23 protein-coding genes are annotated in these 22,632 nt (G+C 65.3%); 14 read left to right on the top strand and 9 right to left on the bottom strand.

Going from position 1 to position 22,632, the window contains the following annotated elements:
- The first annotated feature begins 156 nt into the window (after positions 1 to 156).
- Positions 157 to 1,509 carry a sialidase family protein gene (locus tag R3P93_RS14135; RefSeq protein WP_317533281.1) on the top strand — a complete coding sequence of 451 codons (1,353 nt, stop codon included), beginning with the start codon at positions 157 to 159 and terminating at the stop codon, positions 1,507 to 1,509.
- A gap of 54 nt (positions 1,510 to 1,563) precedes the next feature.
- On the opposite strand, the gene R3P93_RS14130 is transcribed toward R3P93_RS14135, so the two are convergent.
- Positions 1,564 to 2,385 carry a hypothetical protein gene (locus R3P93_RS14130; RefSeq protein ID WP_149407578.1) on the bottom strand — a complete coding sequence of 274 codons (822 nt, stop codon included), beginning with the start codon at positions 2,383 to 2,385 and terminating at the stop codon, positions 1,564 to 1,566.
- Between the two features lie 134 nt (positions 2,386 to 2,519).
- A complete protein-coding gene (locus tag R3P93_RS14125; protein WP_068052993.1) occupies positions 2,520 to 3,098 on the bottom strand; it encodes a TerD family protein in 579 nt (192 codons plus the stop codon).
- A gap of 226 nt (positions 3,099 to 3,324) precedes the next feature.
- Between R3P93_RS14125 and R3P93_RS14120 the strand changes: the two genes are divergently transcribed.
- Positions 3,325 to 4,074 (top strand): DUF1906 domain-containing protein, encoded by a 750-nt coding sequence (locus tag R3P93_RS14120; RefSeq protein WP_317533280.1) that lies wholly within the window; start codon positions 3,325 to 3,327, stop codon positions 4,072 to 4,074.
- Positions 4,075 to 4,227: 153 nt separating this feature from the next.
- Here R3P93_RS14120 and R3P93_RS14115 read toward each other — a convergent pair whose 3' ends face one another.
- Positions 4,228 to 5,088, bottom strand: coding sequence for an Rv1157c family protein (locus R3P93_RS14115; RefSeq protein WP_068052996.1), 861 nt, complete (start codon positions 5,086 to 5,088; stop codon positions 4,228 to 4,230).
- Between the two features lie 303 nt (positions 5,089 to 5,391).
- Between R3P93_RS14115 and R3P93_RS14110 the strand changes: the two genes are divergently transcribed.
- Complete coding sequence (locus tag R3P93_RS14110; protein WP_300518086.1) at positions 5,392 to 6,609, top strand: mannosyltransferase; 1,218 nt, start codon at positions 5,392 to 5,394, stop codon at positions 6,607 to 6,609.
- On the opposite strand, the gene R3P93_RS14105 is transcribed toward R3P93_RS14110, so the two are convergent.
- A complete protein-coding gene (locus tag R3P93_RS14105; protein WP_300518089.1) occupies positions 6,554 to 6,835 on the bottom strand; it encodes a 4a-hydroxytetrahydrobiopterin dehydratase in 282 nt (93 codons plus the stop codon). The genes R3P93_RS14110 and R3P93_RS14105 overlap by 56 nt on opposite strands.
- 14 nt (positions 6,836 to 6,849) lie before the next feature.
- Here R3P93_RS14105 and R3P93_RS14100 point away from each other — a divergent pair, with 14 nt between their 5' ends.
- A complete protein-coding gene (locus R3P93_RS14100) occupies positions 6,850 to 7,275 on the top strand; it encodes a (deoxy)nucleoside triphosphate pyrophosphohydrolase (RefSeq protein WP_300518092.1) in 426 nt (141 codons plus the stop codon).
- Here R3P93_RS14100 and R3P93_RS14095 read toward each other — a convergent pair.
- Positions 7,241 to 7,417: a hypothetical protein gene (locus tag R3P93_RS14095; protein ID WP_094609726.1), complete on the bottom strand. Its 177-nt coding sequence runs from the start codon at positions 7,415 to 7,417 to the stop codon at positions 7,241 to 7,243. The two genes, R3P93_RS14100 and R3P93_RS14095, sit on opposite strands and share 35 nt — an antisense overlap.
- A gap of 175 nt (positions 7,418 to 7,592) precedes the next feature.
- On the opposite strand from R3P93_RS14095, the gene typA reads away from it, so the two are divergent.
- The 6 genes from typA (at position 7,593) to R3P93_RS14065 (ending at position 13,780) form a co-directional block, all read left to right on the top strand.
- A complete protein-coding gene (gene typA, locus R3P93_RS14090) occupies positions 7,593 to 9,530 on the top strand; it encodes a translational GTPase TypA (RefSeq protein ID WP_068052974.1) in 1,938 nt (645 codons plus the stop codon).
- Between the two features lie 106 nt (positions 9,531 to 9,636).
- Positions 9,637 to 11,418 carry an ABC transporter family substrate-binding protein gene (locus R3P93_RS14085; protein ID WP_317533367.1) on the top strand — a complete coding sequence of 594 codons (1,782 nt, stop codon included), beginning with the start codon at positions 9,637 to 9,639 and terminating at the stop codon, positions 11,416 to 11,418.
- Entirely contained in the window at positions 11,415 to 12,095 is a 681-nt protein-coding gene (locus tag R3P93_RS14080) for a haloacid dehalogenase type II (RefSeq protein WP_317533279.1), read from the top strand. Before R3P93_RS14085 ends, R3P93_RS14080 begins: the two co-directional genes overlap by 4 nt.
- Before the next feature lie 91 nt (positions 12,096 to 12,186).
- Entirely contained in the window at positions 12,187 to 13,080 is an 894-nt protein-coding gene (gene mshB, locus R3P93_RS14075) for an N-acetyl-1-D-myo-inositol-2-amino-2-deoxy-alpha-D-glucopyranoside deacetylase (protein WP_317533278.1), read from the top strand.
- Positions 13,081 to 13,123: 43 nt separating this feature from the next.
- Positions 13,124 to 13,282 (top strand): hypothetical protein, encoded by a 159-nt coding sequence (locus tag R3P93_RS14070; protein ID WP_008714214.1) that lies wholly within the window; start codon positions 13,124 to 13,126, stop codon positions 13,280 to 13,282.
- A 45-nt stretch (positions 13,283 to 13,327) separates the two neighbouring features.
- Positions 13,328 to 13,780: a hypothetical protein gene (locus R3P93_RS14065; RefSeq protein WP_068052980.1), complete on the top strand. Its 453-nt coding sequence runs from the start codon at positions 13,328 to 13,330 to the stop codon at positions 13,778 to 13,780.
- On the opposite strand, the gene R3P93_RS14060 is transcribed toward R3P93_RS14065, so the two are convergent.
- The 4 genes from R3P93_RS14060 to R3P93_RS14045 form a co-directional block, all read right to left on the bottom strand.
- Positions 13,707 to 14,402, bottom strand: coding sequence for a uracil-DNA glycosylase (locus tag R3P93_RS14060; protein ID WP_068052983.1), 696 nt, complete (start codon positions 14,400 to 14,402; stop codon positions 13,707 to 13,709). The genes R3P93_RS14065 and R3P93_RS14060 overlap by 74 nt on opposite strands.
- Position 14,403: 1 nt before the next feature.
- On the bottom strand, positions 14,404 to 15,852 hold the full coding sequence (locus tag R3P93_RS14055; RefSeq protein ID WP_300518207.1) for a PH domain-containing protein: 1,449 nt from the start codon (positions 15,850 to 15,852) through the stop codon (positions 14,404 to 14,406).
- Between the two features lie 77 nt (positions 15,853 to 15,929).
- A complete protein-coding gene (locus R3P93_RS14050; RefSeq protein ID WP_068052988.1) occupies positions 15,930 to 16,409 on the bottom strand; it encodes a PH domain-containing protein in 480 nt (159 codons plus the stop codon).
- A gap of 19 nt (positions 16,410 to 16,428) precedes the next feature.
- Entirely contained in the window at positions 16,429 to 17,472 is a 1,044-nt protein-coding gene (locus tag R3P93_RS14045) for a zinc-binding metallopeptidase family protein (RefSeq protein ID WP_300518120.1), read from the bottom strand.
- A 71-nt stretch (positions 17,473 to 17,543) separates the two neighbouring features.
- On the opposite strand from R3P93_RS14045, the gene R3P93_RS14040 reads away from it, so the two are divergent.
- The 4 genes from R3P93_RS14040 to dapC all read left to right on the top strand — a co-directional run bounded on the left by R3P93_RS14040 (position 17,544) and on the right by dapC (position 22,502).
- Complete coding sequence (locus tag R3P93_RS14040; RefSeq protein ID WP_394855305.1) at positions 17,544 to 20,162, top strand: bifunctional FO biosynthesis protein CofGH; 2,619 nt, start codon at positions 17,544 to 17,546, stop codon at positions 20,160 to 20,162.
- A gap of 36 nt (positions 20,163 to 20,198) precedes the next feature.
- Complete coding sequence (locus R3P93_RS14035) at positions 20,199 to 20,957, top strand: hypothetical protein (RefSeq protein ID WP_317533277.1); 759 nt, start codon at positions 20,199 to 20,201, stop codon at positions 20,955 to 20,957.
- A gap of 113 nt (positions 20,958 to 21,070) precedes the next feature.
- On the top strand, positions 21,071 to 21,394 hold the full coding sequence (gene fdxA, locus R3P93_RS14030) for a ferredoxin (RefSeq protein ID WP_008714223.1): 324 nt from the start codon (positions 21,071 to 21,073) through the stop codon (positions 21,392 to 21,394).
- A gap of 4 nt (positions 21,395 to 21,398) precedes the next feature.
- The gene (gene dapC / locus R3P93_RS14025; protein WP_317533276.1) at positions 21,399 to 22,502 is read left to right on the top strand and encodes a succinyldiaminopimelate transaminase; all 1,104 of its coding nucleotides are present in this window, start codon (positions 21,399 to 21,401) and stop codon (positions 22,500 to 22,502) included.
- Positions 22,503 to 22,632 lie beyond the last annotated feature (130 nt).

Below are 22,632 nucleotides of genomic sequence, written 5' to 3'. Positions count from 1 at the left end.
AGACTGGCCGGTCCCATTCTGTGAACTGTCACCAGGATGGGCCGAGGACTTCTTCGATTGCCTGGAGGTCTACCGGCATCATGGGCGCTAGCCTGATCCAATGCATCGACCAGCACTGTGGCCGCGACGCCGCGGCGGCACCCAACGGCGGGTGTCGTGACGCCCAGAGTTGCCTCGGGTTATCGGGCTGGACTGCGTTCCTCGACCAATGCCGCCGCATCGGCCGACTTCGTCACCGACATCTCCTACACCGAGTACGGCTCCGCCGCCTGCACCCTCGGGGTCGCGGCGGACAACACCGTGTTCGTCGCGCCCGCGTTCACCGTAGACGGCATCGGGGTACTGCGCTCGTCCGATTTCGGAAAGTCATGGCGCGCATCGGTTCCCGAGGGCGTGCAACAGAGTCGGAATCGTCCGTATCTGTATTTCGACGACGTCGACGAGCGTCTGTTTCTCCACGCCGGACGATTCGACGCGGTACCGCCCCATCAGTTGCGAACGGGCTTCACCCTGGGAGTCAGTGACGATCGGGGCGAAACCTGGCGCACGCGCACAGTGGCATCGAAAGCCAGGATGGATGCCAAAGTCTTTGCCGGTCCGAGCAATTCACGGACCGGAAGGGTTACGTACCTGTCCGCGCCCACGCCGTTCGCAGTACGTGTGAGGCCACTGATCAACGTCACCCGTCAGGTCATCTGGCGGTCCTTCGACGGCGGGGTGAAGTGGGAGGTAGCCGGTGGTTTCGACATCGATTCGAAGAACATCCCCGGATTGCCGAGTCGGGAGTACGTCGCGTTCGGTAAGGGTGTCGTCGGTCCGGACGGCACCGTCTACATCGGTGGCCGCTACGGTCGACGGTTCGCTGTGGCGGTCAGTCGCGACGAGGGCCTGACGTGGGACGTACGGATGGTCCCGGGATCGGCGCTGGCGAAGTACCACAACGCAGTGCATTTTCTGCTGCTCGGTTCGCGCTATCTGCTGCCGGAGTCGATGGCCGTCGACGACGACGGAAACGTGTACGCGGTGTGGCCGGACCGCGACGGATTGCTGCATGCTGCCTGGTCCTCGGACGGCGCGGTGAATTGGTCGAGGCCGGTGGTGGTGTCGGCACCGGGAGTGCGCGACGCCCGCTTCGGCGCGATCACCGCCACCGGGTCCGGGCGGGTGGGCATCGCATACTACGGACGCGAGAAGGGGCGTGCCTTCCACGGCTTCATCGCGCAGTGCCGCGACTTCCGTACCAGCAGCCCGGTGTTCGTCGGCGGTAAGTACAACGAACCCGATGCACCGCTGTTTCCCTACGGATTCTGCAGTGGCGTTGCGGGTTTCGGTTTGGGCCGTTCACTCAACGAGATAGTCCGCGTGCATTTCGCCCCCAACGGTGACCTCGTGACCGGGGCCGCGATGCAGATGCGGGGACGAAACAGGCAACGCCCCTGGGCGGCGCGCTCGCAACACACCGAGATGCAGGCGGTCCTGGGACGGCTGGGTCGAATCGTCAGGGCATAGACGAAGGGCCCTGCAGCAGAGCGCTGCAGGGCCCTTCGTGGTCTTGCTTACCTACTAGGCGACGTTGATCATGCCGACTGTGGGGAAGAAGAAGCAGCTCTTGTCCGAACCGTCAAGGGCCTTGTGGTTCACCGTGCCGAACACCGCGGCCAGAACGGTTCCCGATCCGGTTTCGACGGGTACGGCGCGGGCACCGGCGGCAGGCAGCGAGTCGATCGCTCCGATGACGAACGGCCGAACGATGTCCTTCGCGGCGTCGGGCACACCGGAATTGGTGAGGATCGAATCGGCGAGAGTGGTTGCCAGGCCGCCGAAGTCGGCGAATCCGCCCTGCAGGGTGTTGACGTTGAACCAGGCGACCTGCATCCCGGTCTTGTTCTCGGAATCGTTCACGATTCCGGCCGGGACGAACGCGAACATCGTCTCGCCCTTGTCGACTGCATTGAGCTCGGGAATCTGGATGGACGGCAGGAACGGCAACGTGGGGATGGCGGGCGCGGTCAGCTGCGGCCACGGTCCTGCCGCTCCGCCTGCGACACCGGGAACGATGCCGAGGGGCGAGCTCGCCGTTGCGGAGCAGTTGATGGCTGCGGTGGGGTAGAAGAACGGCGTGATGCCGAAGTCGGTGAGGGCTTTGTTGGCTGCGTTCAGTGCGGCGAAGGGATCGACGTTCGCATCCTCGGCGACCGGGGTGCGTGAGTCGGCGATCGCGGTCGCGGCGTCGAGCGAGGCACCACCCTGTCCCTGCAGTGCGGCGATCGCCTGCGCCAGCGGATCGGCCGGTGCCGGATCCGCTGCGGCAGTGGCGGGAACAGCGAGCAATGCCGCGCAGGAGAGCGCGAGCGCGCCCGCCAGACGGCTGAGGCGACGAGACATGTGTGACTCCTGTGACTGATGTGGCTTATGTTGCGGTTGCGCTGATATCACCACACATCATCTCGACGTCACAAGCTCAGAAAGATTCCGTTGTTCAATCGAGACGGTCCCAACGAGCCGGGGTGTGACTGCCGTCACCCCACGTCGATGCCGAAGTCGCGCACGATTCCCTCCAGCCCCGAGGCGTAGCCCTGGCCGATGGCGCGAAATTTCCATTCGGCCCCGCGTCGGTACAGCTCGCCGAACACCATCGCGGTTTCGGTTGAGGCGTCTTCGCTGAGGTCGAAACGGGCGAGTTCGCGCCCATCGGACTTGTCGACCACGCGAATGAAGGCGTTGACGACCTGACCGAAGTTCTGGCCCAGGGCGTCGGCGTTGTGAATGGACACGGGGAAGACGATGGAGTCCACTTCCGGGGTCAGGGCAGCCAGGTCGACATCGATGCTCTCGTCGTCACCTTCGCCCTCGCCGGTCCGGTTGTCGCCGGTGTGCTCGATGGCACCGTCGGGGGAGCGCAGGTTGTTGTAGAAGACGAAGTAGCTGTCGCTCAGTGCCTTCTTCGTGGTGCGAAGTCCGATGGCGCTGGCGTCGAGATCGAAGTCACCGCCGGTGGTGGCGCGGACATCCCAGCCGAGTCCCACGCTCACAGCCGTCAGATTAGGTGCTTCTTTGGTCAGCGAGACATTTCCACCCTTGGCAAGCGTTACGCCCATGTCCATCCACTCCTCAGCGCGTTCGTCCGTGCGTCGTCCCCTCCACCATATTCATGTTCGTTATCTGGGTGCGCGAGGTGCTCGTGTGAAGCTGGAGGGGAACGGGGTGGGTGTGAGCAGTGGGGCTGGCGGTACCGATGGGATTGTGGTGGGATACGACAAACGATGGAAGATAGCAGTGGTTGTGCGATTTCTCGGGTAGGCGCGCCGCCGCGATCGAACGACGATGGAGATTTTTGTGCAGGTTTCGCGACGTGAACTGTTCAAGTACGCCGCCGCGGGGTCCGCGGCCGCCGTCGGATTGGTTGCGTTGGGCTCTGCGACCGCGCACGCCGACGCTGGGCTCGGCACACTCGTCGACTATTCGGGTGGGGTGCCATCGGCATCCGCGATCAAGAATGCCGGTCACCTCGGAGCTGTCCGCTACGTTTCCGATCGGCGACCGGATGCGAACTGGATGATCGGGAAGCCGATGCGCAAGTCCGAGGCCGATGCCTTGACATCCGCAGGCCTGGAAGTGGTCTCGAACTATCAATTCGGCAAGGGGACCACGTCCGACTGGCGTGGCGGGTACGCAGCGGGCGTGAAGCACGCAGAGCGAGGCCTCGAGCTCCACCTCGCCGCCGGAGGTCCGGCAGACCGCCCGATCTACGCGTCGATCGACGACAACCCCACCGCAGTGGAGTTCGCAACCCTGATCGCGCCGTACATCCTGGGCTGGCAATCGGTGATCGGAGCCGAGAACACGGGAATCTACGCCAATTCACCGACCATCGAATTGGCCTCGGTCGCCGCCCTCGGCCGGTGGTATTGGCAGCACAATTGGGGAACGCCGAAGGGCTTCGTTCATCCCGACGCGCACATTCATCAGATCCGAATCGACAAGGATTTCGTAGGCGGAGTCAAAGTCGACATCAACAATATTCTGAAGGCCGATTACGGGCAGTGGTCGAAATCTGCCGCTGACATTCTCTGAAATACCAACGATGTAATTCATCCGACAATCTCCGAATGCAGCACGGCATTCGGAGAACCCGTGCACATTCTTTCCGAATTCACCCCACAAACAGTTCGCCCCCGGCTTCTCACGGAAGCCGGGGGCGAACTGCGTCAGTAGTGCAGATACGAGCTACGGGACGTAGACCGTACCGATGGTGGGCAGGAAGGTGCAGCTGCGCGGTGCTGCCGCCGGGTCTTCCTTCGACTGCGTGGTGATCGAACCGGAGACGACCGAGAGAACGCGTCCGGGTCCGGTGTCGGCGATCGCGGACAGCGTCGCCGGACCGTCGGTGTTGATCATGGATGCGCCGGTGAGATCCTGGGTGCCCGAGCGACGGTTGTCGATGTTGAGCCAGGTCACCGTCAGGGGAGCTGCCTGCTCGGCGGCGATCGGGGCGGTGCCGAGAGCAGTGAAGACGAAGCCGGCCTGGCCTGCGCCGGGTCCGGGAGGCGGCAGGGTGGCTGGGCCGGGTACGGCCAAGGCGGTTCCGACGGAATCGGCGGTGTCGGAGATGCATCCCACGCCGAGCGTCGGGTACAGGAACTGGGCGATGACGGGTCCGTCGGACGGCAGTTCCGGTCCGCCGCCGCCGGAGCCGTCCAGGAACGTGATGACCCGTTCGAGCAGGGACTTGACCTGGTCCGGCAGCTGCGCCGTCTCGAGCAGCGCGCGGGCCTGACCGAGCAGGTCGGCGGCCGGGGCGGCTCCCACGTCGGCAGGTCCGGCTGCGGCACCGACGATGGCCGGTGCGAACGAGGCGAGTGCCTCCACCTCGGCCAGGTTGGGCATCGGCTCACCGGGGGCGGGAAGGAACTGAGCGATCAGAGCAGCGGGATCGGCCGGTGCTGCGGGCAGATCTGCCGGTGCCATCGGCACCAACGGCTGTGCGGATGCGCTGGTCGGCACGACTAGTGCGGCGGCTGCGGCTACGGCGAAAGCTGTAACTACGCGACGCGTTCCGCGGGTACGAAGCACGGTGATATTCCCCATTCTGATCATGACGCGGGCCCACGGCGACAGCCGGTGCTCGAGGGGTCACTCTATGTAGCGCAATCCCCGATGTACAGCTGTTGTCGATCGAGCCCTCCCCCGTCGCATCTATGCCAGGGCAGTCTATTGGTCACACGCTGCGAATTCTCCGCAGACGCACACGATAACCTGTTACTGAAGTTGTCAGTGTGAAAGGTGATGCAAATGTTACTCGGGTGCATCGGTGGTTGGGGCGCGTGAGCTGAGCCCTATAAGCTCGACGATCGATACACGGCATCGATACCGAACGGAACCGCACGCACAGTGAACCGACTTGTTCGGCTGGCCCCCGTTCTGCTCGCGGTCTCGGTGATCAGCCGATTCGTCTGGGCCTTCGCGACGCCCAACGGAATGAACCTCGTGGACCTCCACGTCTACGTCGACGGCTCCGCGACACTTCTCGGCGGCAATCTGTACGACTACACGTACTCGGTGCAGACCCCGGACTTCCCGCTCCCGTTCACGTACCCGCCTTTCGCCGCGCTCGTGTTCTTTCCGCTGCACTATCTGCCGTTCACGCTGGTCGGAGTGCTCTGGCAGGCCGCGACCATGATCGCGCTGTTCGCCGTGGTGAAGCTGACGCTGTCGATGGTTCTCGGCGACGAGCGTGCCGCCGAGCCGCGCTGGGTGCGGATCGCGATGCTGTGGACCGCGCTGGGTCTGTGGTTCGAACCCGTTCGAACGACCCTGGACTACGGCCAGGTCAACGTGTTCCTGGTGCTGCTGGCGATTGTCGCGGTACGCAGCAGCAGGTGGTGGGTGGCAGGCGGGCTGGTCGGGTTCGCTGCCGGAATCAAGCTGACCCCGGCCATCACCGGCCTGTACTTTCTGGCCACTCGGCGGTGGAAGGCAGCGGCGTTCTCGGCAGTGGCCTTCGCTCTCACCGTCGCGGTCAGCTACGCGGCGCTCGGACACCAGGCGGCCACCTACTTCACCACGCTGCTCGGCGATGCCGACCGAATCGGCCCCGTCGGCTCGGTCTGGAATCAGTCCCTGCGTGGCGCGCTCAGCCGGATCGCGGGGGAGGACGTCGGGCAGGGGCCGGTGTGGATCGCCGCCGCCGTAGTCGCGACAGGACTTGCGATCGCGGCATGGCGGGCGATCGGACGCGAGGACCACCTGGGCACGGTGGTGATCGTGCAGCTCCTCGGTCTGCTGATCTCGCCCATCTCGTGGTCGCATCACTGGATCTGGGTGATCCCGATGGTGATCTGGCTGGTGCACGGGCCGCTACGCGACGTCGCCGGGTCGAAGATCGTCGCGGGCTACTGGTTGGTGACGGTCACCGTGGGGGTGCCGTGGCTGCTCAGTTTCTTCCAGGAATCGATCTGGACCATTCCCCGTCCCGGCCTCGAGGCGTGGGCCGGTGCCGTGGATGTCGTCGGAGCGGCCCTGTTCCTCGGCTGGGTCGTCTACGCGGGACGCATCAAGTCGCAATCAGGGCATCGATCCGACGCGCCAGATCCACATCCTTCTGTGTGAGCCCGCCGGCGGAGTGGGTCGAGAGCGTGAACGAGAGCGTCCGCCACCTGATGTCGATGTCGGGGTGATGGTCCGCCGCCTCCGCGGCCTCGGCCACTCGGTTCACTGCGTCGATCGCCGCTGGAAACGACTCCAGTTCGACGGTGCGCGTCAGCGATTTCCCGTCCACGGTCCATTCGGCGAGTCGGGCGTCCTCGATGTCACGGTCGGTCAGCAGTTCGGTCATAGAAAGATGGTGGCATGTCCGGTACCCCCGCCGCTGTGGTTGTCGCAGCCGCATTGACGCTCCAGGGCAGGCTGCTGCTCGCCCAACGAACTCGTCCGCCCGAGCTGGCCGGCCGGTGGGAACTGCCCGGCGGCAAGGTGGAGCCGGGGGAGTCGGAGGACGCGGCCCTGGTGCGCGAGCTGCGTGAGGAACTGGGAGTGGAGTGCTCGATCGGCGCGGCGCTCACCGGCGACGTCGACCTGCCCGGCGGTCTCGTGCTCCGCGCCTACCGGGCCTGCCTCATCTCGGGAGTTCCTGCAGCACTTGAACATTCGGCTCTACGGTGGGTGGACGCAGAAACCTTGCCGACGATGGATCTGGTCGATGCCGACCGACTCTGGATGCCCGAGTTGCAGGACATTCTGCTCACTTCGCCCGAGCGGTCTTCAGACCTTTCTTGAGGTCTTTCTTGGTCGCGCCCGCGGATTCCAGCTTCTTCATTCGCATGATCACGACGGGGCATTTGATGCAACGAACCTTCTTGCGGCAGCATTTTTTCTTGGGCTTCATCCCCGAGACATCTGCGGCCTTTATCTTGCCCATGAGCACCAAGACTAATGGGTGGCGCAGGTCACAGACCTGAGGGTGGCGCGGGGCACTGCCGGACTACGGGTAAACTCGATCAGTCGCGAGAACCTCGCGGTGCAGCGCGCTTCTCTAGCGACATAAGCCCGCTAGCGAACAAGAGCCCGCATTCGACTCCAGGAGAATTTTTCGCGTGAGCGCCCCAAGCAGTGCAGACAACATCGACAGCACCACCACTTTCCGCAACGTCGCCATCGTTGCACACGTCGACCACGGCAAGACCACCCTGGTCGACGCCATGCTTCGACAGTCCGGCGCGTTCGAGGAACGTGCCGAAGCGATCGACCGCGTCATGGACTCGGGTGACCTCGAAAAAGAAAAAGGCATCACGATCCTGGCCAAGAACACGGCCGTCCACAAGCGCAACGCCGACGGCACCATCACCGTCATCAACGTGATCGACACCCCCGGCCACGCCGACTTCGGCGGAGAGGTCGAGCGCGGCCTGTCCATGGTCGACGGTGTCGTCCTCCTCGTCGACGCATCCGAGGGCCCGCTTCCGCAGACCCGCTTCGTGCTCCGCAAGGCGCTCGCCGCCTCGCTGCCGGTGATCCTGGTCGTGAACAAGACCGACCGTCCCGACGCGCGTATCGAAGAGGTCGTCTCGGAGAGCCACGATCTGCTCCTCGACCTCGCGTCCGACCTGGACGACGAGGCATCCGAAGCTGCCGAGCTGGCGCTGGACCTTCCGGTTCTCTACGCCTCCGGCCGTGAAGGCAAGGCATCGAAGGTTCAGCCCGAGAACGGCCACGCCCCCGACGCCGAGAACCTCGACGAGCTCTTCGAGGTTCTGCTCAGCTACGTCCCCGCGCCCAAGGGCAACGTCGACGCTCCGCTGCAAGCGCACGTCACCAACCTCGACGCGTCGGCCTTCCTCGGCCGTCTCGCCCTGGTCCGTATCCACAACGGACAGCTCTCCAAGGGCCAGACCGTGAGCTGGATGCGTGAGGTCGACGGCGAGCCCGTCGTCCAGAAGGCCAAGATCACCGAGCTGCTCAACACCATCGGCGTCGAGCGCGTGCCCGGCGAGAAGGGTGTTGCAGGAGACATCGTCGCCGTCGCAGGCTTCCCGGACATCATGATCGGCGACACCCTCGCCGACCTCGAGAACCCGGTTGCCCTGCCGCGCATCACCGTCGACCAGCCGGCCATCTCGGTCACCATCGGCACCAACACGAGCCCGCTCGTCGGACGCGTCAGCGGCCACAAGCTGACCTCGCGCATGGTCAAGAGCCGTCTGGACCAGGAGCTCATCGGTAACGTCTCGCTCAAGGTCCTCGACATCGGTCGCCCCGATGCCTGGGAGGTCCAGGGTCGTGGCGAGCTCGCACTCGCCATCCTCGTCGAGCAGATGCGTCGTGAGGGCTTCGAGCTCACCGTCGGCAAGCCCCAGGTGGTCACCCAGACGGTCGACGGCAAACTGCACGAGCCCTTCGAAGAGCTCATGGTCGACACACCGGAGGAGTACCTCGGTGCCGTCACTCAGCTGCTCGCCGCACGCAAGGGCAAGATGGTCCAGATGACGAACCACGGCGCAGGCTGGGTTCGCATGGAATTCATCGTTCCTTCGCGTGGCCTGATCGGTTTCCGCACCGAGTTCCTCACGGACACTCGCGGTACCGGTATCGCCAACGCCGTCTTCCACGGGTACGCACCGTGGGCCGGTGAGATCCGCGCGCGCCACACCGGCTCGCTCGTGTCGGACCGTCACGGCACCGTCACTCCGTTCGCGATGATCCAGCTGGCCGATCGCGGCACGTTCTTCGTCGAGCCGGGCGCAGACACCTACGAGGGCATGGTCGTGGGCATCAACCCGCGTCAGGAAGACCTCGACATCAACGTCACCCGCGAGAAGAAGCTGACCAACATGCGTCAGTCCTCCGCAGACGTCATGGAGACCCTGGCCAAGCCCAAGAAGCTGGACCTGGAAATGGCCATGGAGTTCTGTGCAGGCGACGAGTGCGTCGAGGTGACCCCCGAGGTCGTCCGCGTCCGCAAGGTGCACCTCGATTCCAACGAGCGCGCTCGTGAGCGTTCGCGGAGCAAGACCCGCGACAAGGCTGCTCTGTAAGACTCACTTCGTGCGGCAGAAGCGACGTGTCACCCTTGTGGGGCGCGTCGCTTCTGTCGCACAAGGTAGCCGACTACGAAGGAGATCCTCGTTGCGCAAGGTGCTGATGCCGACGGTTCTGGTTTCTGCCATCGCTTTGGTACTCACCGCGTGCACTGCGGATCCCCCGCCCCCGATCGAGAGCATCGAGACCACGGTCAGCACCACGATGGTGCCGGCGAAGACCGGTGACCCGGTCGTCGTCGCCATCGACGATGTCGGCATCGGCTTCAACCCCCATCTTCTGGCAGATCAGTCGCCTGCCACTGCCGCGGTCGGTTCACTGGTACTGCCCAGCCCGTTCCGTCCCTCGCGCGACCCGGACACCGGGGTGACGACCTGGGAACCGGACCTGTCGTTGTTGATCTCGGCCGAGGTGACGTCGCAATCGCCGTTCACCATTCGCTATCAGCTGCGCAACGAAGCCCAGTGGTCCGACAGCGCGCCGATCGCCGCCGAGGATTTCCGCTACCTGTGGCAGCAGATGACCACTCAACCCGGTGTCGTCGATCCGGCGGGGTACGCCTTGATCGACGACGTCGCATCCTCGGGCGGTGGCAAGACGGTCGACGTGACGCTCTCGTCGCCGTACCCGGCCTGGCAGCGACTGTTCGCCGATCTGGTGCCCTCGCATCTGCTCAAGGACTCACCCGGCGGTTTTCAAGGCGGCCTGACGGACAATGTGCCGGTCTCCGGTTCTCGGTTCAACATCAAGACCGTCGACCGGGGTCGGGACGAGATTCTGCTCGAACGCAACGACCGATTCTGGGGCGAGCCCGCATCACCCGACCAGATCCTGATCCGCCGCGGGGGCACCTCCGCGCAGCTGGCCGATTCACTGCGGTCCAGTGACGCTCAGATCGCCCAGGTTCGTGGCGACTCGGCCCTGCGAGCCCAACTCTCGGCGATTCCCGGCGTGCGGACCGACACCATCCGACAATCCCGCGTGCTGTCGATGACGGTCAACGGGCGAGCGCCGAACATGTCGAATTCGGTTGTGCGACAGGGGATATTGGGTCTACTCGACCCCGATCTACTGGCGACGGTCGGAGCCGGCGGTGGCGCGACGGATCGCCGGGCTGCAGCGCAGCTGTCCTCGCCGTCCGACCCCGGATACACCGCGACGGCACCGGCCCCCATCGGCAGAACAGCTGCTCTCCAACTGCTCGAACGGGCCGGGTTCGTACCGACACCCGATGCCGTGGTCACATCGACCCCGAACCCGAGCGCACCGACCACCGCCGCTCCGACGACGAGTCCCGACCCGACCTCCACGAGCGCTCCGGGCCCGAGTGTCACCAAGCTTGCGGACCCGACCGGCACAGCGTTGCGGTTCGTGATCGGTGCCGTCGAGAACGACGACATCGCGCTCGCGGTCGCCGGAACGGCCGCAGACGAACTCGTCGGCGCAGGCATCGATGCGACCGTGACCCCACTTCCCGCCGACGAGCTGTACTCGACGGCGTTGATAGACGGAACCGTCGATGCGGTGGTCGGATGGACCAGCGCGGGAGTCGACCCCGCCACGGCCCTCGCCTCCCGGTTCGGTTGCGTCGACGAGCCGGCCGACAGCGGCGGCGACGGCGTCGAGATACCGCGAAATCTGTCCGGCCTGTGTGTTCCGGAACTGCAACCGACGATCGACAGGGCACTGGTGAGCGGTCTCGAGTCCTCCGTGGCCACCAACGACATCGAGCCGAGGCTGTGGTCGCTGGCGTCGACGCTGCCGATCATGCAGGACGCATCCGTGGTGGCCGCCGTACCCGGCATCACCGGCGTCTCGCTGACCGGCCCGGTCGAGGTCGGGATCTTCGCCGACGCGCCGCAGTGGATGCGGACGCCCCGGTGACTCGCATCGATCGCCCCGCCGTCATCGTGTTCGACGTGAACGAGACGTTGTCCGACATGTCCACGATGCCGGCACGGTTCGCCGACGTGGGCGCTCCGCCGCACTTGTTCGCGACGTGGTTCGCGGGCCTGCTCCGGGACGGATTCGCGTTGGCAGCAGCGGATGCTGCCCAGCCCTTCGCCGTCATCGGTTCCGGTTCACTTCGTACGCTGCTGTTCGACACCGCCTCGAACCCGGATCTGGACGCCGCGGTGGACCACATCATGGGTGGTTTCGCGGAGCTCGACGTTCATTCCGATGTCGTCGAGGGAGTGACCGCCCTGGCAGCACTCGGCATCCGGCTGATCACTCTGAGCAACGGTTCGGTCCAGGTGGCACAGACCCTGCTGGACAAGGCCGGAGTGCGCGAGAGTTTCGAGTCGTTGCTGTCGGTGGAGGCCGCCGGTCGATGGAAGCCGCACGCGGACTCCTACCGCTACGCACTCGAGCAGTGCGGCGCGAAGCCGGAGGACGTCATGCTCGTCGCGGTTCATCCCTGGGACATCGACGGCGCGCACCGTGCAGGCTTGGCGACCGCCTGGATCCATCGCGACGGCGGGCCCTACCCGGATTACCTTGCTGCGCCCGACGTGACGGCACGATCGCTACCGCATCTGGCGCAGCTGCTCGGCCGATGACAGCAGTGATGCCGATGCCGGCAGTGATACGGACGACAGAACGAACGGCGAGTAACCAGCGATGACAGGGCAGGCAATGACGGATCAGGCGATGACGGAGCCACAGCGGTTGCTCCTGGTGCACGCGCATCCGGACGACGAAACCATCACCACCGGCGGCACCATCGCGCATTACGTCCGCGCCGGGGCCGAGGTCACGGTGCTCACCTGCTCGCTCGGCGAGGAGGGAGAAGTGATCGGTGAGACGTGGGCCGATCTGGTGGTCGATCGCGCTGATCAGCTCGGCGGCTACCGGATCCTGGAATTGCACCGCGCGCTCGCTGCCCTGGGCTGCAACCCGCCGCGCTTTCTCGGCGGCGCCGGACGCTGGCGGGACTCCGGGATGGCGGGGACGTCGGCGGCTCGCAAACCGCGCGCATTCGTCAACGCGGACCGTGACGAGGCCCTCGGAGCGCTCGTGACGGTCATACGTGAGCTCCGGCCGCAGGTCGTCGTCGGATACGACCCCGAGGGCGGGTACGGCCACCCCGATCACCAGCAGGTGCACTCGCTGGTGACCGAGGCCGTCGAGGTCTGCGGAACCGAGGTCTACCCCGATGCCGGAGCGACGTGGGAGGTGTCGAAGTTCTACTGGACCGTCACCGGACACGATCAACTGCAGTCGGGTCTCGCCGCGATCGACGAGCTTCCGGCCGGATGGCGACTGCCGGTCGACGGTGAGCTGCCCAGCGTCCCCGAAAGCACGATCACCACCAGCATCGACATTCGGGGCGTGCTCGACGCCAAGCGGGAAGCACTGCGCGCACATGCGACTCAGGTGACCGTCGCGCCGTCGGGCAACGAGTACGCACTGTCCAACGACATCGCCCAGCCGATATTGCTCGACGAGCAGTACGTGCTCGTTCGGGGCGAGCCCGGCGGCGATGCGACGGGCAGGGAGACGGACCTTTTCGCAGGCGTACTAGGCTGTGCTTCGCATCACTGAATGACCACAGGGTCGATCTCACCACAGCAGGGGCGGAACACACATGTACAACTGGGTAGTGCAGGACGCCATCGTCGCGTTCGTCGATTCTCTCAAGCCGCAGTTCGGCGCACAGGCAGATCTGTACCAGTACGTTCTGGGTCAGATCGCCATGGGCGCGAGCAATCTGCTCACCTCGCTCGGGTACCCGCCGGTTTCCTGAGTGCCGGCGCACTGAAACAACCAGGGTCAAGGCAGTATTGGGCGCATGATCTCGAAAGCTGCATCCAATACTGTCGCCCTGGTGTCCTGGGCGACGGTCGCAGTGCTGGTGTTCGACGGCTTTCTGTCCGGAATTCTGTCGGTCTTCTTTCTCCCGACCTACCTCGGTTCGGTGCAGTTCCCCGTCAGTGCACTGCTCGGCGGAGTTGCCAACGTCGCGTTGATCCTGGCGGCGCGCAAGGTCGCCGAGCGGCCGCTCTGGGTGGCGTCACCCTTGATCGGATGGTTCGCCGCGGTTCTGCTGTGCATGTTCGGCGGGCCCGGCGGCGACGTTCTCCTGCTCGCCGATTGGCGCACCATGCTGCTGATCGTTGCCGGAGCGGGCCCCGCAGGAGTGCTGCTGTTCATGTTCCGGATGAAGGCGATCACAGCAAGCGTGCATGCCGACCCGCATCCCGCAGTACGTCCTCGATCATCGTCGGAGTCAACAGTCCGGTGAAGGTGTTTCGCTGGCTGACGTGATAGCTGGCGAACACGGTGATCGACCCCAGATCGAGCTTGGCTCCATGGCCGAACTTCGGTGCAGGCCTTGGTATCTCCCATCCGTTGGCCGCCAGTATGGGCAACAGGGACTGCCAGCCGAAGGCGCCGAGAACGAGCACCGACCGTAGCGTCGGGCGCAGCAACCGCAATTCGTCGTCCAGCCAGGGCCTGCATGCGTCTCGCTCGGCGGGAGTCGGCTTGTTCTGCGGCGGAGCGCAGTGCACCGGTGCCGCAATGCGAACTCCGTTGAGCGCCAACCCGTCTCCGATATGCGTCGCGGTGGGTTGGTTGGCCAAACCGACCGCATGCATCGCGCGATAGAGAACGTCCCCGCTTCGGTCTCCGGTGAACATCCGGCCGGTGCGGTTGCCACCGTGCGCTGCCGGGGCGAGCCCGACGATCAGCATGGCCGCGTCGGCGGGTCCGAAACTGGGAACCGCTCTACCCCAATATGTTTCGTTCGCAAAAGCGGCTCGCTTCTCGAGCGCGACCTGCTCGCGCCACTGCACCAGACGCGGGCAGGCGCGGCATTCCGACACTGCGAGGTCGAGCTCCTCGATGCTCTGCGGCCGCGTCATGTCAGGTTCGGTGCAGCCAGATGTCTCCGGCACCAGGGGTGACGGCGTCGATCATCGCCCACGCGTTCTCGATGGGGATGTCGATCACCTCGTAGTGACCTACGCCGGCCGGAGTAGCGGCGACGATGGTGGCCACCCCGGCGCGACGCTGGAAGAACGTCTGCCGCACCGTCCAGCCGATGATGCCTGCGGCCTCGAGGCTGTGCCGACTCCTGTCGAGCGAGCCGTGTCGGGTGATGAGCCAACCGGGCAGTACCGCGTGGCCGAGGCCACGGAAGCGATCGTGCGCGAGCCCGAAGGCGGCGACGAACAATACCCCGAGCGCGATCCAAGCGAGTATCGGGATGGGCGCGCCGAAGTACTGCGCGATTCCCAGGCCGGCCGCGATGACCAACACCGGCAGCACCGCCCGGGTGTAGCGGCGACGCCGCGCCGCGGGTCCGTGCTGCAGCAGGGGGCGGTCGGCACCGCCGTGCAAACCGGCGTCGCCGAGGACCGTGGTCATCATGCGGAGTGCTTCGGCGCGCGGGGCCTGGGGGAGCAGCAGGGACGATTCCTTCTTCTCGGCGCTGACGCCGGTCATGATGGCGTCGAGCCTGGCGCCTTTCACCGCGCGCAGCAGCAGTGGTTCGGACAGTGACGTGCCGCGCAGCCGCTTGCGATCGAGTGTCGACTGGCGGGTTCGCAGCAGTCCATGACTGACGTGGAGCGTGCGCCCCTGATCGGTGACCGTCAGATTGGCGTAGGTCAACAGGTAACGAATGCACGCGAAGATGCTCGACACGACCAGCAGCGCAATCAGAGCCACGACCACGAACAACGCGATTCCCAGTTGCTCTGCGGAATCGATGCTGTTGGAGACCACCGAAGACTCGGCCAATGTTCGCCCGAGTCCGTACTGGAACAGCACACCGACGGCCGCGGCGATGGTGACGATGCCGGTGATGGAGAACGGTGCGAACCGCACCCACGAGAACTGCCAGTGAGCGATCTCCACTTCGGGTTCCGGTGCCGCCGTTGGCATCCCGTCGGACGTCGGTATCTGTCCCGAGACCCGCTGCAGCAGATCCCCACGAAGCGCAGGCACCAGCGACGTGTCGAGTGCGTTGAGCTCGAAGGCCTCGCCGTTGCCTGCTTGTCGGCCGGTGCCGATACGCAGGATGGACAGCCCCAGCACCCGGTGCAGAACGTTGGCCTCCACGTCGACCGACCGAATCCTGTTGCGCGGAATGGACAGAACTTTCTTCTGCAGCACCCCGCTGCGCAGTTGCACGTGCACCGGACCGATCCGGTAACTGGTGGTGAACCACCGCAGGATCGCGAACACCACGACGACCACGAGAATGCCGAGACTCCAGTAGTGGTTGCCGCTCTGGCTGCCGACGAAGAACGAGATCAGCAATACGGGCAGGAGCTTGATGCCCTCGTTCACCGGATGTACCAACAACATTCGCTTGTCCAGGCGCAGCCACGGCTGCTCCTCCTCGACGGCCAGCAGTTCTGCCTGATCCTGCGGGTCACCGACGGTCACGTTGCGTCTCCGACGGTACGGCCGGCGATGTCGGTGAGTCGCGCGACCGTCTTGTCCGCGACTTCCTGGTCGAGCGCCGTGATCTTCACCGCGCCGGCAGAGGACGCCGTCGTGACCGTGACCGTGGCCAACCCCAGCAGGCGATCGAGAGGTCCGCGCTCGGTGTCGACGGTCTGTACCCGCGAGATCGGTGCGATGCGTCGCTCCTGGCTCAGCCAGCCGGTGCGGGTGTAGACCGCGGTGTCGCTGATCTCCCAGCGATGCACGCGATACCGCCACTGGGGCACGATCGCGATGTGCAGCACAGCGAGCACCACCGAGGCGACGAGGACGGCCACATGCGGCCAGGTCGTCCAATTGGAGTCGACGATTGCCCACACGATCTGGGCGACGAAGATCGGTACCCACAGCAGACCGGCACTCAGAGCCCAGAGCAGACGTGCGCGCGGAGACGGTTGCCACTGTGGATCGGTCATCGTTGTCACGGTTGCAAACCTAGCCGTCTGTTCGTGCCGCGGTCGTGACGACGCGGTGCACGAACCGCAACTTCTCGTGCACGGGTTGCGCAATGGTGAATGGATAGAGGTCGCCCTTGCCCATCGACCTGTTGACCCTGTTGAACACTCCCGACAGGATCTGCCAGTCCTCGAGGATGTCGTCGATGTCCGCGTCGTGATAGCTCGTTCGAGGAGCGACATCGTCTCGCATTGCCCAGGCCGCCAGGTCGGCGCGCAACACCACTCCGGACTCGGCGGCTGTGGCCAGTGTGTCGGTGATGTGCAGGTAGTGCGCAAAGCATTCCGCGAAGTCCTCCCACGGATGCATCGTGGCGTACTCCGAGATGAAACTCTGCTGCCAGTCCTCGGGTGCACCGAACTTGTAATGACGTGCGATCGCATCCGAGTAACTTGCGCGTTCATCGCCGAACAGCACTCGACAGTCGTCGATGAGCGGGCCGTTCTCGACGAGGATGTTCTCGTAGTAGTGGCCGACCTCGTGCCGCAGATGACCCAGCATGGTCCGATACGGTTCACGAAGCCGCACCCTCAGGGCCTCGCGATGTGCGTCGAGTGACTCCGCCAGGTCGATGGTGATGACACCGTTGGCATGACCGATGGTGATCTGCTGACCGGAGGTCCGGGAAGACAGTAGGTCGAAAGCGAGCCCGCCGTCACGTTGTCGGTACGAATCGACGGGTAGGCCCAGATCCAGCAACTGGAAGAGAAGCTGACGCAGGGAAGCGGATGCGTCGGCCAGCTTTTCCAGTGCGATCGTGTCGTCGCTCTCGGGCCTGCGGCGAATGAGGCGGCCCGCCGCACACTGCCCGCTGCCGGAGTCCTCGGAAACCAGCCAGTTGCAGTGCCACGACCAATTGACGCAACGGTGCCAGCGAACTCCGTCGACGACGATCTCGTCGCCCGGGATCGCGACCAAGGTTCTGGACGGGAGATGAAGGCCGAGCAGGATCGAGCACGATGGGCAGCTTTGCGACTCGAAAGGGGCGAGTCGGCCGCAGGCCGGGCAGGCGAAAGCGCGCATGAACAGGAGCTTCCCACGATGGCGTGCGCTTTCCTGCCCGTACGAACTGGGGCATCCCGAGTCGTTACCGAATGGCGACGTTCGGATCGGCGAAGGACTACCGACCCCTGCGGTGGCACGTGCGTACCAGGAAGGCGCATGATCGACTGGTGACTTCGTTGCCTGACACCGCTCCAGCTGCTTCTGCCATGCGCCGCGTTCTGCGTCGTGCCCGGGACGGAGTCTCGTTGAACGTCGACGAGGCGACGGTTCTGCTGCACGCGCGTGGGGACGATCTGGTTGATCTGATGGCGTCGGCTGCGCGGGTTCGTGATGCGGGTCTCGAGTCGGCCGGGCGTCCGAAGACCGTGTCGTATTCGCGAAAGGTGTTCGTACCCATCACCCGGTTGTGCCGCGACAAGTGCCACTACTGCACATTCGTCACGGTCCCGGGCAAGCTCAATGCTTCCGGGCACGGGATGTTCATGGACCCCGACGAGATCATCGACGTCGCGCGCAAGGGTGCCGCGCTGGGCTGCAAGGAAGCTCTGTTCACTCTCGGTGACCGGCCGGAGGAGCGGTGGCCCGAGGCCAAGGCGTGGCTCGACTCGCGCGGCTACGACTCGACGCTGGATTACGTGCGTGCCATGTCGATCAGGGTGCTCGAGGAGACCGGTTTGCTGCCGCACCTCAATCCCGGTGTGATGTCGTGGCAGGAACTCTCGCGCCTCAAGCCGGTCGCCCCGTCGATGGGGATGATGCTCGAGACCACCTCGCGTCGGTTGTTCGAGGAGAAGGGGCAGGCGCACTACGGCAGTCCGGACAAGGATCCCGAGGTTCGCCTGCGCACGCTGACCGACGCGGGACGGCTCAACATTCCGTTCACGACGGGCATCCTGGTGGGAATCGGCGAGACGCTCCGTGATCGCGCCGAGTCGATCATGGCAATTCGCAAGGTGCACAAGTCTTTCGGGCACGTGCAGGAAATCATCGTGCAGAACTTCCTGGCCAAGTCCGATACCGCTATGCGGTCCGTACCCGACGCCGGTCTCGAAGAATTCCTGGCGACGATCGCGGTGACGCGCATGGTGGTCGGCCCTTCGATGCGAATCCAGGCTCCGCCGAACCTGGTGGCAGCGGAGGAGACCGCAGCGTTGCTGGGCGCAGGCGTCGACGATTGGGGCGGGGTCTCGCCGCTGACCCCCGATCACGTCAATCCCGAGCGCCCGTGGCCGAACCTCGACACCCTGGCGGAACTGTCCGACAAGGCGGGCTACCGCTTGGTGGAACGTGTTGCAGCGCAGCCGCAGTACGTCCTCGCCGGTGCTCCGTGGATCGATCCGCGGATCTCGGCGCACGTGCGGGCGCTGGCCGATCCGGAGACCGGCATGGCGCGCGAGAACGTGAACCCGACGGGTCTGCCGTGGCAGGAACCGGACGAGGAGTGGGAGTCCTCGGGCCGCGTCGACCTGAACACCGAGATCGACACCCAGGGACGTAACACCGAGACGCGTTCGGATCTGGCGAATGCGTTCGGCGACTGGGATTCGATCCGCGAACAGGTACGCGATCTAGCCGGCCTCGAACGGGTGGACCGGGACCTGGTCTCGGCGTTGACGGCTGCGGAGAAGGACCCGGCCGGGTTGTCCGACGAGCAGTACCTCGCACTCGCGACCGCCGAGGGCGCGGGCATGGACGCCGTCGCTGCCCTCGCCGACGATCTGCGCAAGCAGGTCAACGGAGACACCGTCACCTACGTGGTGAACCGGAACATCAACTTCACCAACATCTGCTACACCGGCTGCCGCTTCTGCGCGTTCGCTCAGCGCAAGGGCGACGCCGACGCATTCACGCTGTCCACCACCGAGGTCGCCGATCGGGCGTGGGAAGCTCACGTCGTCGGGGCCACCGAGGTGTGCATGCAGGGCGGGATCGACCCCGAACTGCCGGTGACGGGTTACGCCGATCTGGTTCGCGCGGTCAAGGCCAAGGTGCCGTCGATGCACGTGCACGCCTTCTCTCCGATGGAGATCGTCAACGGGGCATCGCGGGGCGGTCAGTCGATCCGTGAGTGGCTGACCGAGCTCCGGGCCGCCGGGCTGGACTCGATCCCGGGAACGGCCGCGGAAATTCTCGACGACGAGGTCCGCTGGGTACTCACCAAGGGCAAGCTGCCCGCGGCCGAGTGGATCGAAGTGATCACCACCGCGCACGAGGTGGGCCTGCGGTCGAGCTCGACGATGATGTACGGCCACGTCGACAATCCGTCGCACTGGGTCGGCCACCTGAACGTGCTCAAGAAGATCCAGGACAAGACCGGTGGGTTCACCGAGTTCGTGCCGCTGCCGTTCGTGCACCAGTCCTCGCCGCTGTATCTCGCCGGGGCTTCGCGACCCGGCCCGACCAACCGGGACAACCGCGCCGTGCATGCTCTGGCCCGCATCATGCTGCACGGCCGGATCGACAATATTCAGACATCATGGGTGAAATTGGGAATCACGGGTACACAGGCGATGCTGAACGGGGGCGCGAACGATCTGGGCGGGACCCTGATGGAGGAGACGATCTCACGCATGGCGGGTTCGCAGAACGGTTCGGAGAAGACCGTTGCGGAACTGCACGAGATCGCCGACGGCATCGGACGACCGGTTCGTCAGCGCACCACCACGTACGGCCCGGCTCCGGCGGTGTCCGTTGCCGGCCTGATCTGACCCTCGGGGTCACTCTCGAAATGGAGCTTGTCTGACATGGACGACCGTCGCGTCGCCGCGGTGCTGAGCAGTGCCGTCGCCATCATTCATCCCGTGCTCGACATCCTCGCGACACGCGACCCGATAGGGCTCAAGGGCAGGACGTTCCGCGAGTCCTCCGCGGATGATTCGACCCTCGACAACGTCATCGATTTCCTGGCGAAAGCCTTCGACACCACCGACTTCCCGGGCACCGCAGGCTGGGAGAAGCTCGGCAGTGACGCTCGGTCGCAGTGGTGGGTCAATCGCATCGGAGCTCTCAACACCGTTGCCGTCGCGTTTCCCGGCGTGTTCGGCATCCTGGTCAACCGCCTGCCGATCCAGGATCTGCTCGGGTTCGCCAACCAGGCGATGGTGCTGGTCGCCGTGGCCCGCGAATCAGGGGTGACCGACCGCGAGACGCATGTGGCGCTACTCGGCTCGGTGTTGTGCAAGCGCGACCTGACGTCCCTGGCCGACAGTGCTCCGGCGAAGAAGGAAGAGTCCCCCAAGTCGGGTCCGTTCGCGCTGCTGCGCGGCATGTGGCAGATCGCCAACGTGCTGCGCGACGTCGCAGGCGAGTTGGAGAAGCGTCCGCATCCTCGCGGCATCTACCGCGTGCTCGGTGCCATCCCGGTCGTCGGTGGCGTCGCCGGCTACTTCGGCGAGCGCGGCGCGCTCTCGCGCGCCGCCAAGCAGGGACGCAAGTGGCTCGCGGCCCACAAGAAGGCCTCGGCGCTCGGTGCAGACTCACCGGCAAAGCAGCTGCGGCGATAGCCAACCGGGGCAGGTGAGGCCACCCTGGTCGGTTTGCCCCATGTTCGGACCGCGATACTAGGATGCTCAGGGCGCGCGAGCGCCCACGATCGATACAGGAGGGGAGAGCAGCAGTGACCTACTCGATTGCAGAACCGTGCGTAGATGTACTGGACAAAGCGTGCATCGAAGAGTGCCCGGTGGATTGCATCTACGAGGGTAACCGAATGCTGTACATCCACCCCGACGAATGCGTCGACTGCGGAGCCTGCGAGCCCGTGTGCCCCGTCGAGGCCATTTTTTACGAGGACGACGTGCCCGAGCAGTGGAGCGCATACGTCGGTGCCAACGTCGACTTCTTCGACGACCTGGGATCTCCGGGCGGCGCTGCGAAGCTCGGCAAGACCGACTACGACCCGCCGTTCATCAAGGCTCTGCCTCCCATGGGCGAGAACTGACGCCTTGGCACGCAGAGCGGTGGCAGCGGCGCTGCCCGATTTTCCATGGGACTCGCTGACCGCTGCCAAGGACAAGGCGTCGGCGCACCCGGGCGGCATCGTCAACCTGTCGGTGGGTACACCGGTGGATCCGGTTGCGCAGGTGATCCGCACGGCCTTGAATTCCGTTGCGGGCGAGCCCGGTTACCCCACCACGGTCGGTACCGCCGCATTGCGCGAGGCCGCGGTGGCCGCGCTCGAGCGTCGGTATTCGATCACCGGTCTCTCGCCCGACGCGGTGCTCCCGGCCATCGGCACCAAGGAAATGATCGCCTGGCTGCCGACGCTGCTCGGCCTGGGAGCTGACGACCTGGTTGTCATCCCCGAATTGGCTTACCCCACTTACGAAGTGGGGGCACTGCTGGCGGGTGCGCGAATTCTGCGGGCCGACGGGTTGTCGCGTTTGGGCCCCGAGCGGGCGTCGCTGATCTTCGTCAATTCACCGTCCAACCCGTCCGGCAAGGTGCTCGGAGTCGAGCATCTCCGCAAAGTCGTCGACTGGGCCCGCGAGCGTGACGCCATCGTCGTGTCGGACGAGTGCTACTTGGGTCTGACCTGGGAAGCCGAAGCGGTCTCTGTGCTGGATCCGCGCGTGTGCGACGGCGATCACACCAATCTGCTTGCGGTGCACTCGCTTTCGAAGACCTCGAACCTGGCCAGCTACCGCGCCGGCTTCGTCACCGGCGACGCATCCCTGGTTGCCGAGCTGCTCGAGGTACGCAAGCACGCCGGCATGATGGTGCCGCTGCCGATCCAGGCCGCCATGACCGCCGCACTCGCCGACGACGAGCACGAGAGCATTCAGCGCGAGCGGTACCGATCACGCAGGACTGTATTGAAGGAAGCCGTCGAAGCAGCCGGATTCACCGTCGACCACTCCGAGGCCGGGCTGTACCTGTGGGCTACGCGAGGCGAACCGTGCCGCGACACCGTCGACTGGCTCGCCGAACGCGGCATCCTCGCTGCCCCGGGAGAGTTCTACGGACCGAACGGTGGACAGCACGTGCGCATCGCACTCACGGCCACGGACGAACGCATCGAGGCTGCGGCGGCTCGCCTGCGCGGGTAGTCGGGTTTCTCTGGTGCGCTGAGCGTCCACTATTCGACTTCGCGAGCGGGATTCGGGCTGTTGCGAATTGGGCCTGGTTGATGTTGCTGCGTGTTGGTCTGTAGTGGGGTGTGGTCGGCTGGGAGAATGT

This window comes from Rhodococcus cerastii, assembly GCF_033042195.1.
In the GTDB taxonomy this organism is placed as follows: domain Bacteria; phylum Actinomycetota; class Actinomycetes; order Mycobacteriales; family Mycobacteriaceae; genus Rhodococcoides.
Note: the sequence above shows the minus strand (reverse complement) of the source record. Positions and strands in the feature narration are given on the sequence as shown.

Excerpts from the sequence above, each read along its gene's own strand:
- R3P93_RS14130 (WP_149407578.1), bottom strand. The coding sequence starts at position 2,385 with ATGTCTCGTCGCCTCAGCCGTCTGGCGGGCGCGCTCGCGCTCTCCTGC.
- R3P93_RS14125 (WP_068052993.1), bottom strand. The coding sequence starts at position 3,098 with ATGGGCGTAACGCTTGCCAAGGGTGGAAATGTCTCGCTGACCAAAGAA.
- R3P93_RS14120 (WP_317533280.1), top strand. The coding sequence starts at position 3,325 with ATGGAGATTTTTGTGCAGGTTTCGCGACGTGAACTGTTCAAGTACGCC.
- R3P93_RS14115 (WP_068052996.1), bottom strand. The coding sequence starts at position 5,088 with ATGGGGAATATCACCGTGCTTCGTACCCGCGGAACGCGTCGCGTAGTT.
- R3P93_RS14105 (WP_300518089.1), bottom strand. The coding sequence starts at position 6,835 with ATGACCGAACTGCTGACCGACCGTGACATCGAGGACGCCCGACTCGCC.
- R3P93_RS14100 (WP_300518092.1), top strand. The coding sequence starts at position 6,850 with ATGTCCGGTACCCCCGCCGCTGTGGTTGTCGCAGCCGCATTGACGCTC.
- R3P93_RS14095 (WP_094609726.1), bottom strand. The coding sequence starts at position 7,417 with ATGGGCAAGATAAAGGCCGCAGATGTCTCGGGGATGAAGCCCAAGAAA.
- R3P93_RS14085 (WP_317533367.1), top strand. The coding sequence starts at position 9,637 with ATGCCGACGGTTCTGGTTTCTGCCATCGCTTTGGTACTCACCGCGTGC.
- mshB (WP_317533278.1), top strand. The coding sequence starts at position 12,187 with ATGACGGAGCCACAGCGGTTGCTCCTGGTGCACGCGCATCCGGACGAC.
- R3P93_RS14070 (WP_008714214.1), top strand. The coding sequence starts at position 13,124 with ATGTACAACTGGGTAGTGCAGGACGCCATCGTCGCGTTCGTCGATTCT.
- R3P93_RS14065 (WP_068052980.1), top strand. The coding sequence starts at position 13,328 with ATGATCTCGAAAGCTGCATCCAATACTGTCGCCCTGGTGTCCTGGGCG.
- R3P93_RS14060 (WP_068052983.1), bottom strand. The coding sequence starts at position 14,402 with ATGACGCGGCCGCAGAGCATCGAGGAGCTCGACCTCGCAGTGTCGGAA.
- R3P93_RS14055 (WP_300518207.1), bottom strand. The coding sequence starts at position 15,852 with ATGTTGTTGGTACATCCGGTGAACGAGGGCATCAAGCTCCTGCCCGTA.
- R3P93_RS14050 (WP_068052988.1), bottom strand. The coding sequence starts at position 16,409 with ATGACCGATCCACAGTGGCAACCGTCTCCGCGCGCACGTCTGCTCTGG.
- R3P93_RS14045 (WP_300518120.1), bottom strand. The coding sequence starts at position 17,472 with ATGCGCGCTTTCGCCTGCCCGGCCTGCGGCCGACTCGCCCCTTTCGAG.
- R3P93_RS14040 (WP_394855305.1), top strand. The coding sequence starts at position 17,544 with ATGGCGACGTTCGGATCGGCGAAGGACTACCGACCCCTGCGGTGGCAC.
- R3P93_RS14035 (WP_317533277.1), top strand. The coding sequence starts at position 20,199 with ATGGACGACCGTCGCGTCGCCGCGGTGCTGAGCAGTGCCGTCGCCATC.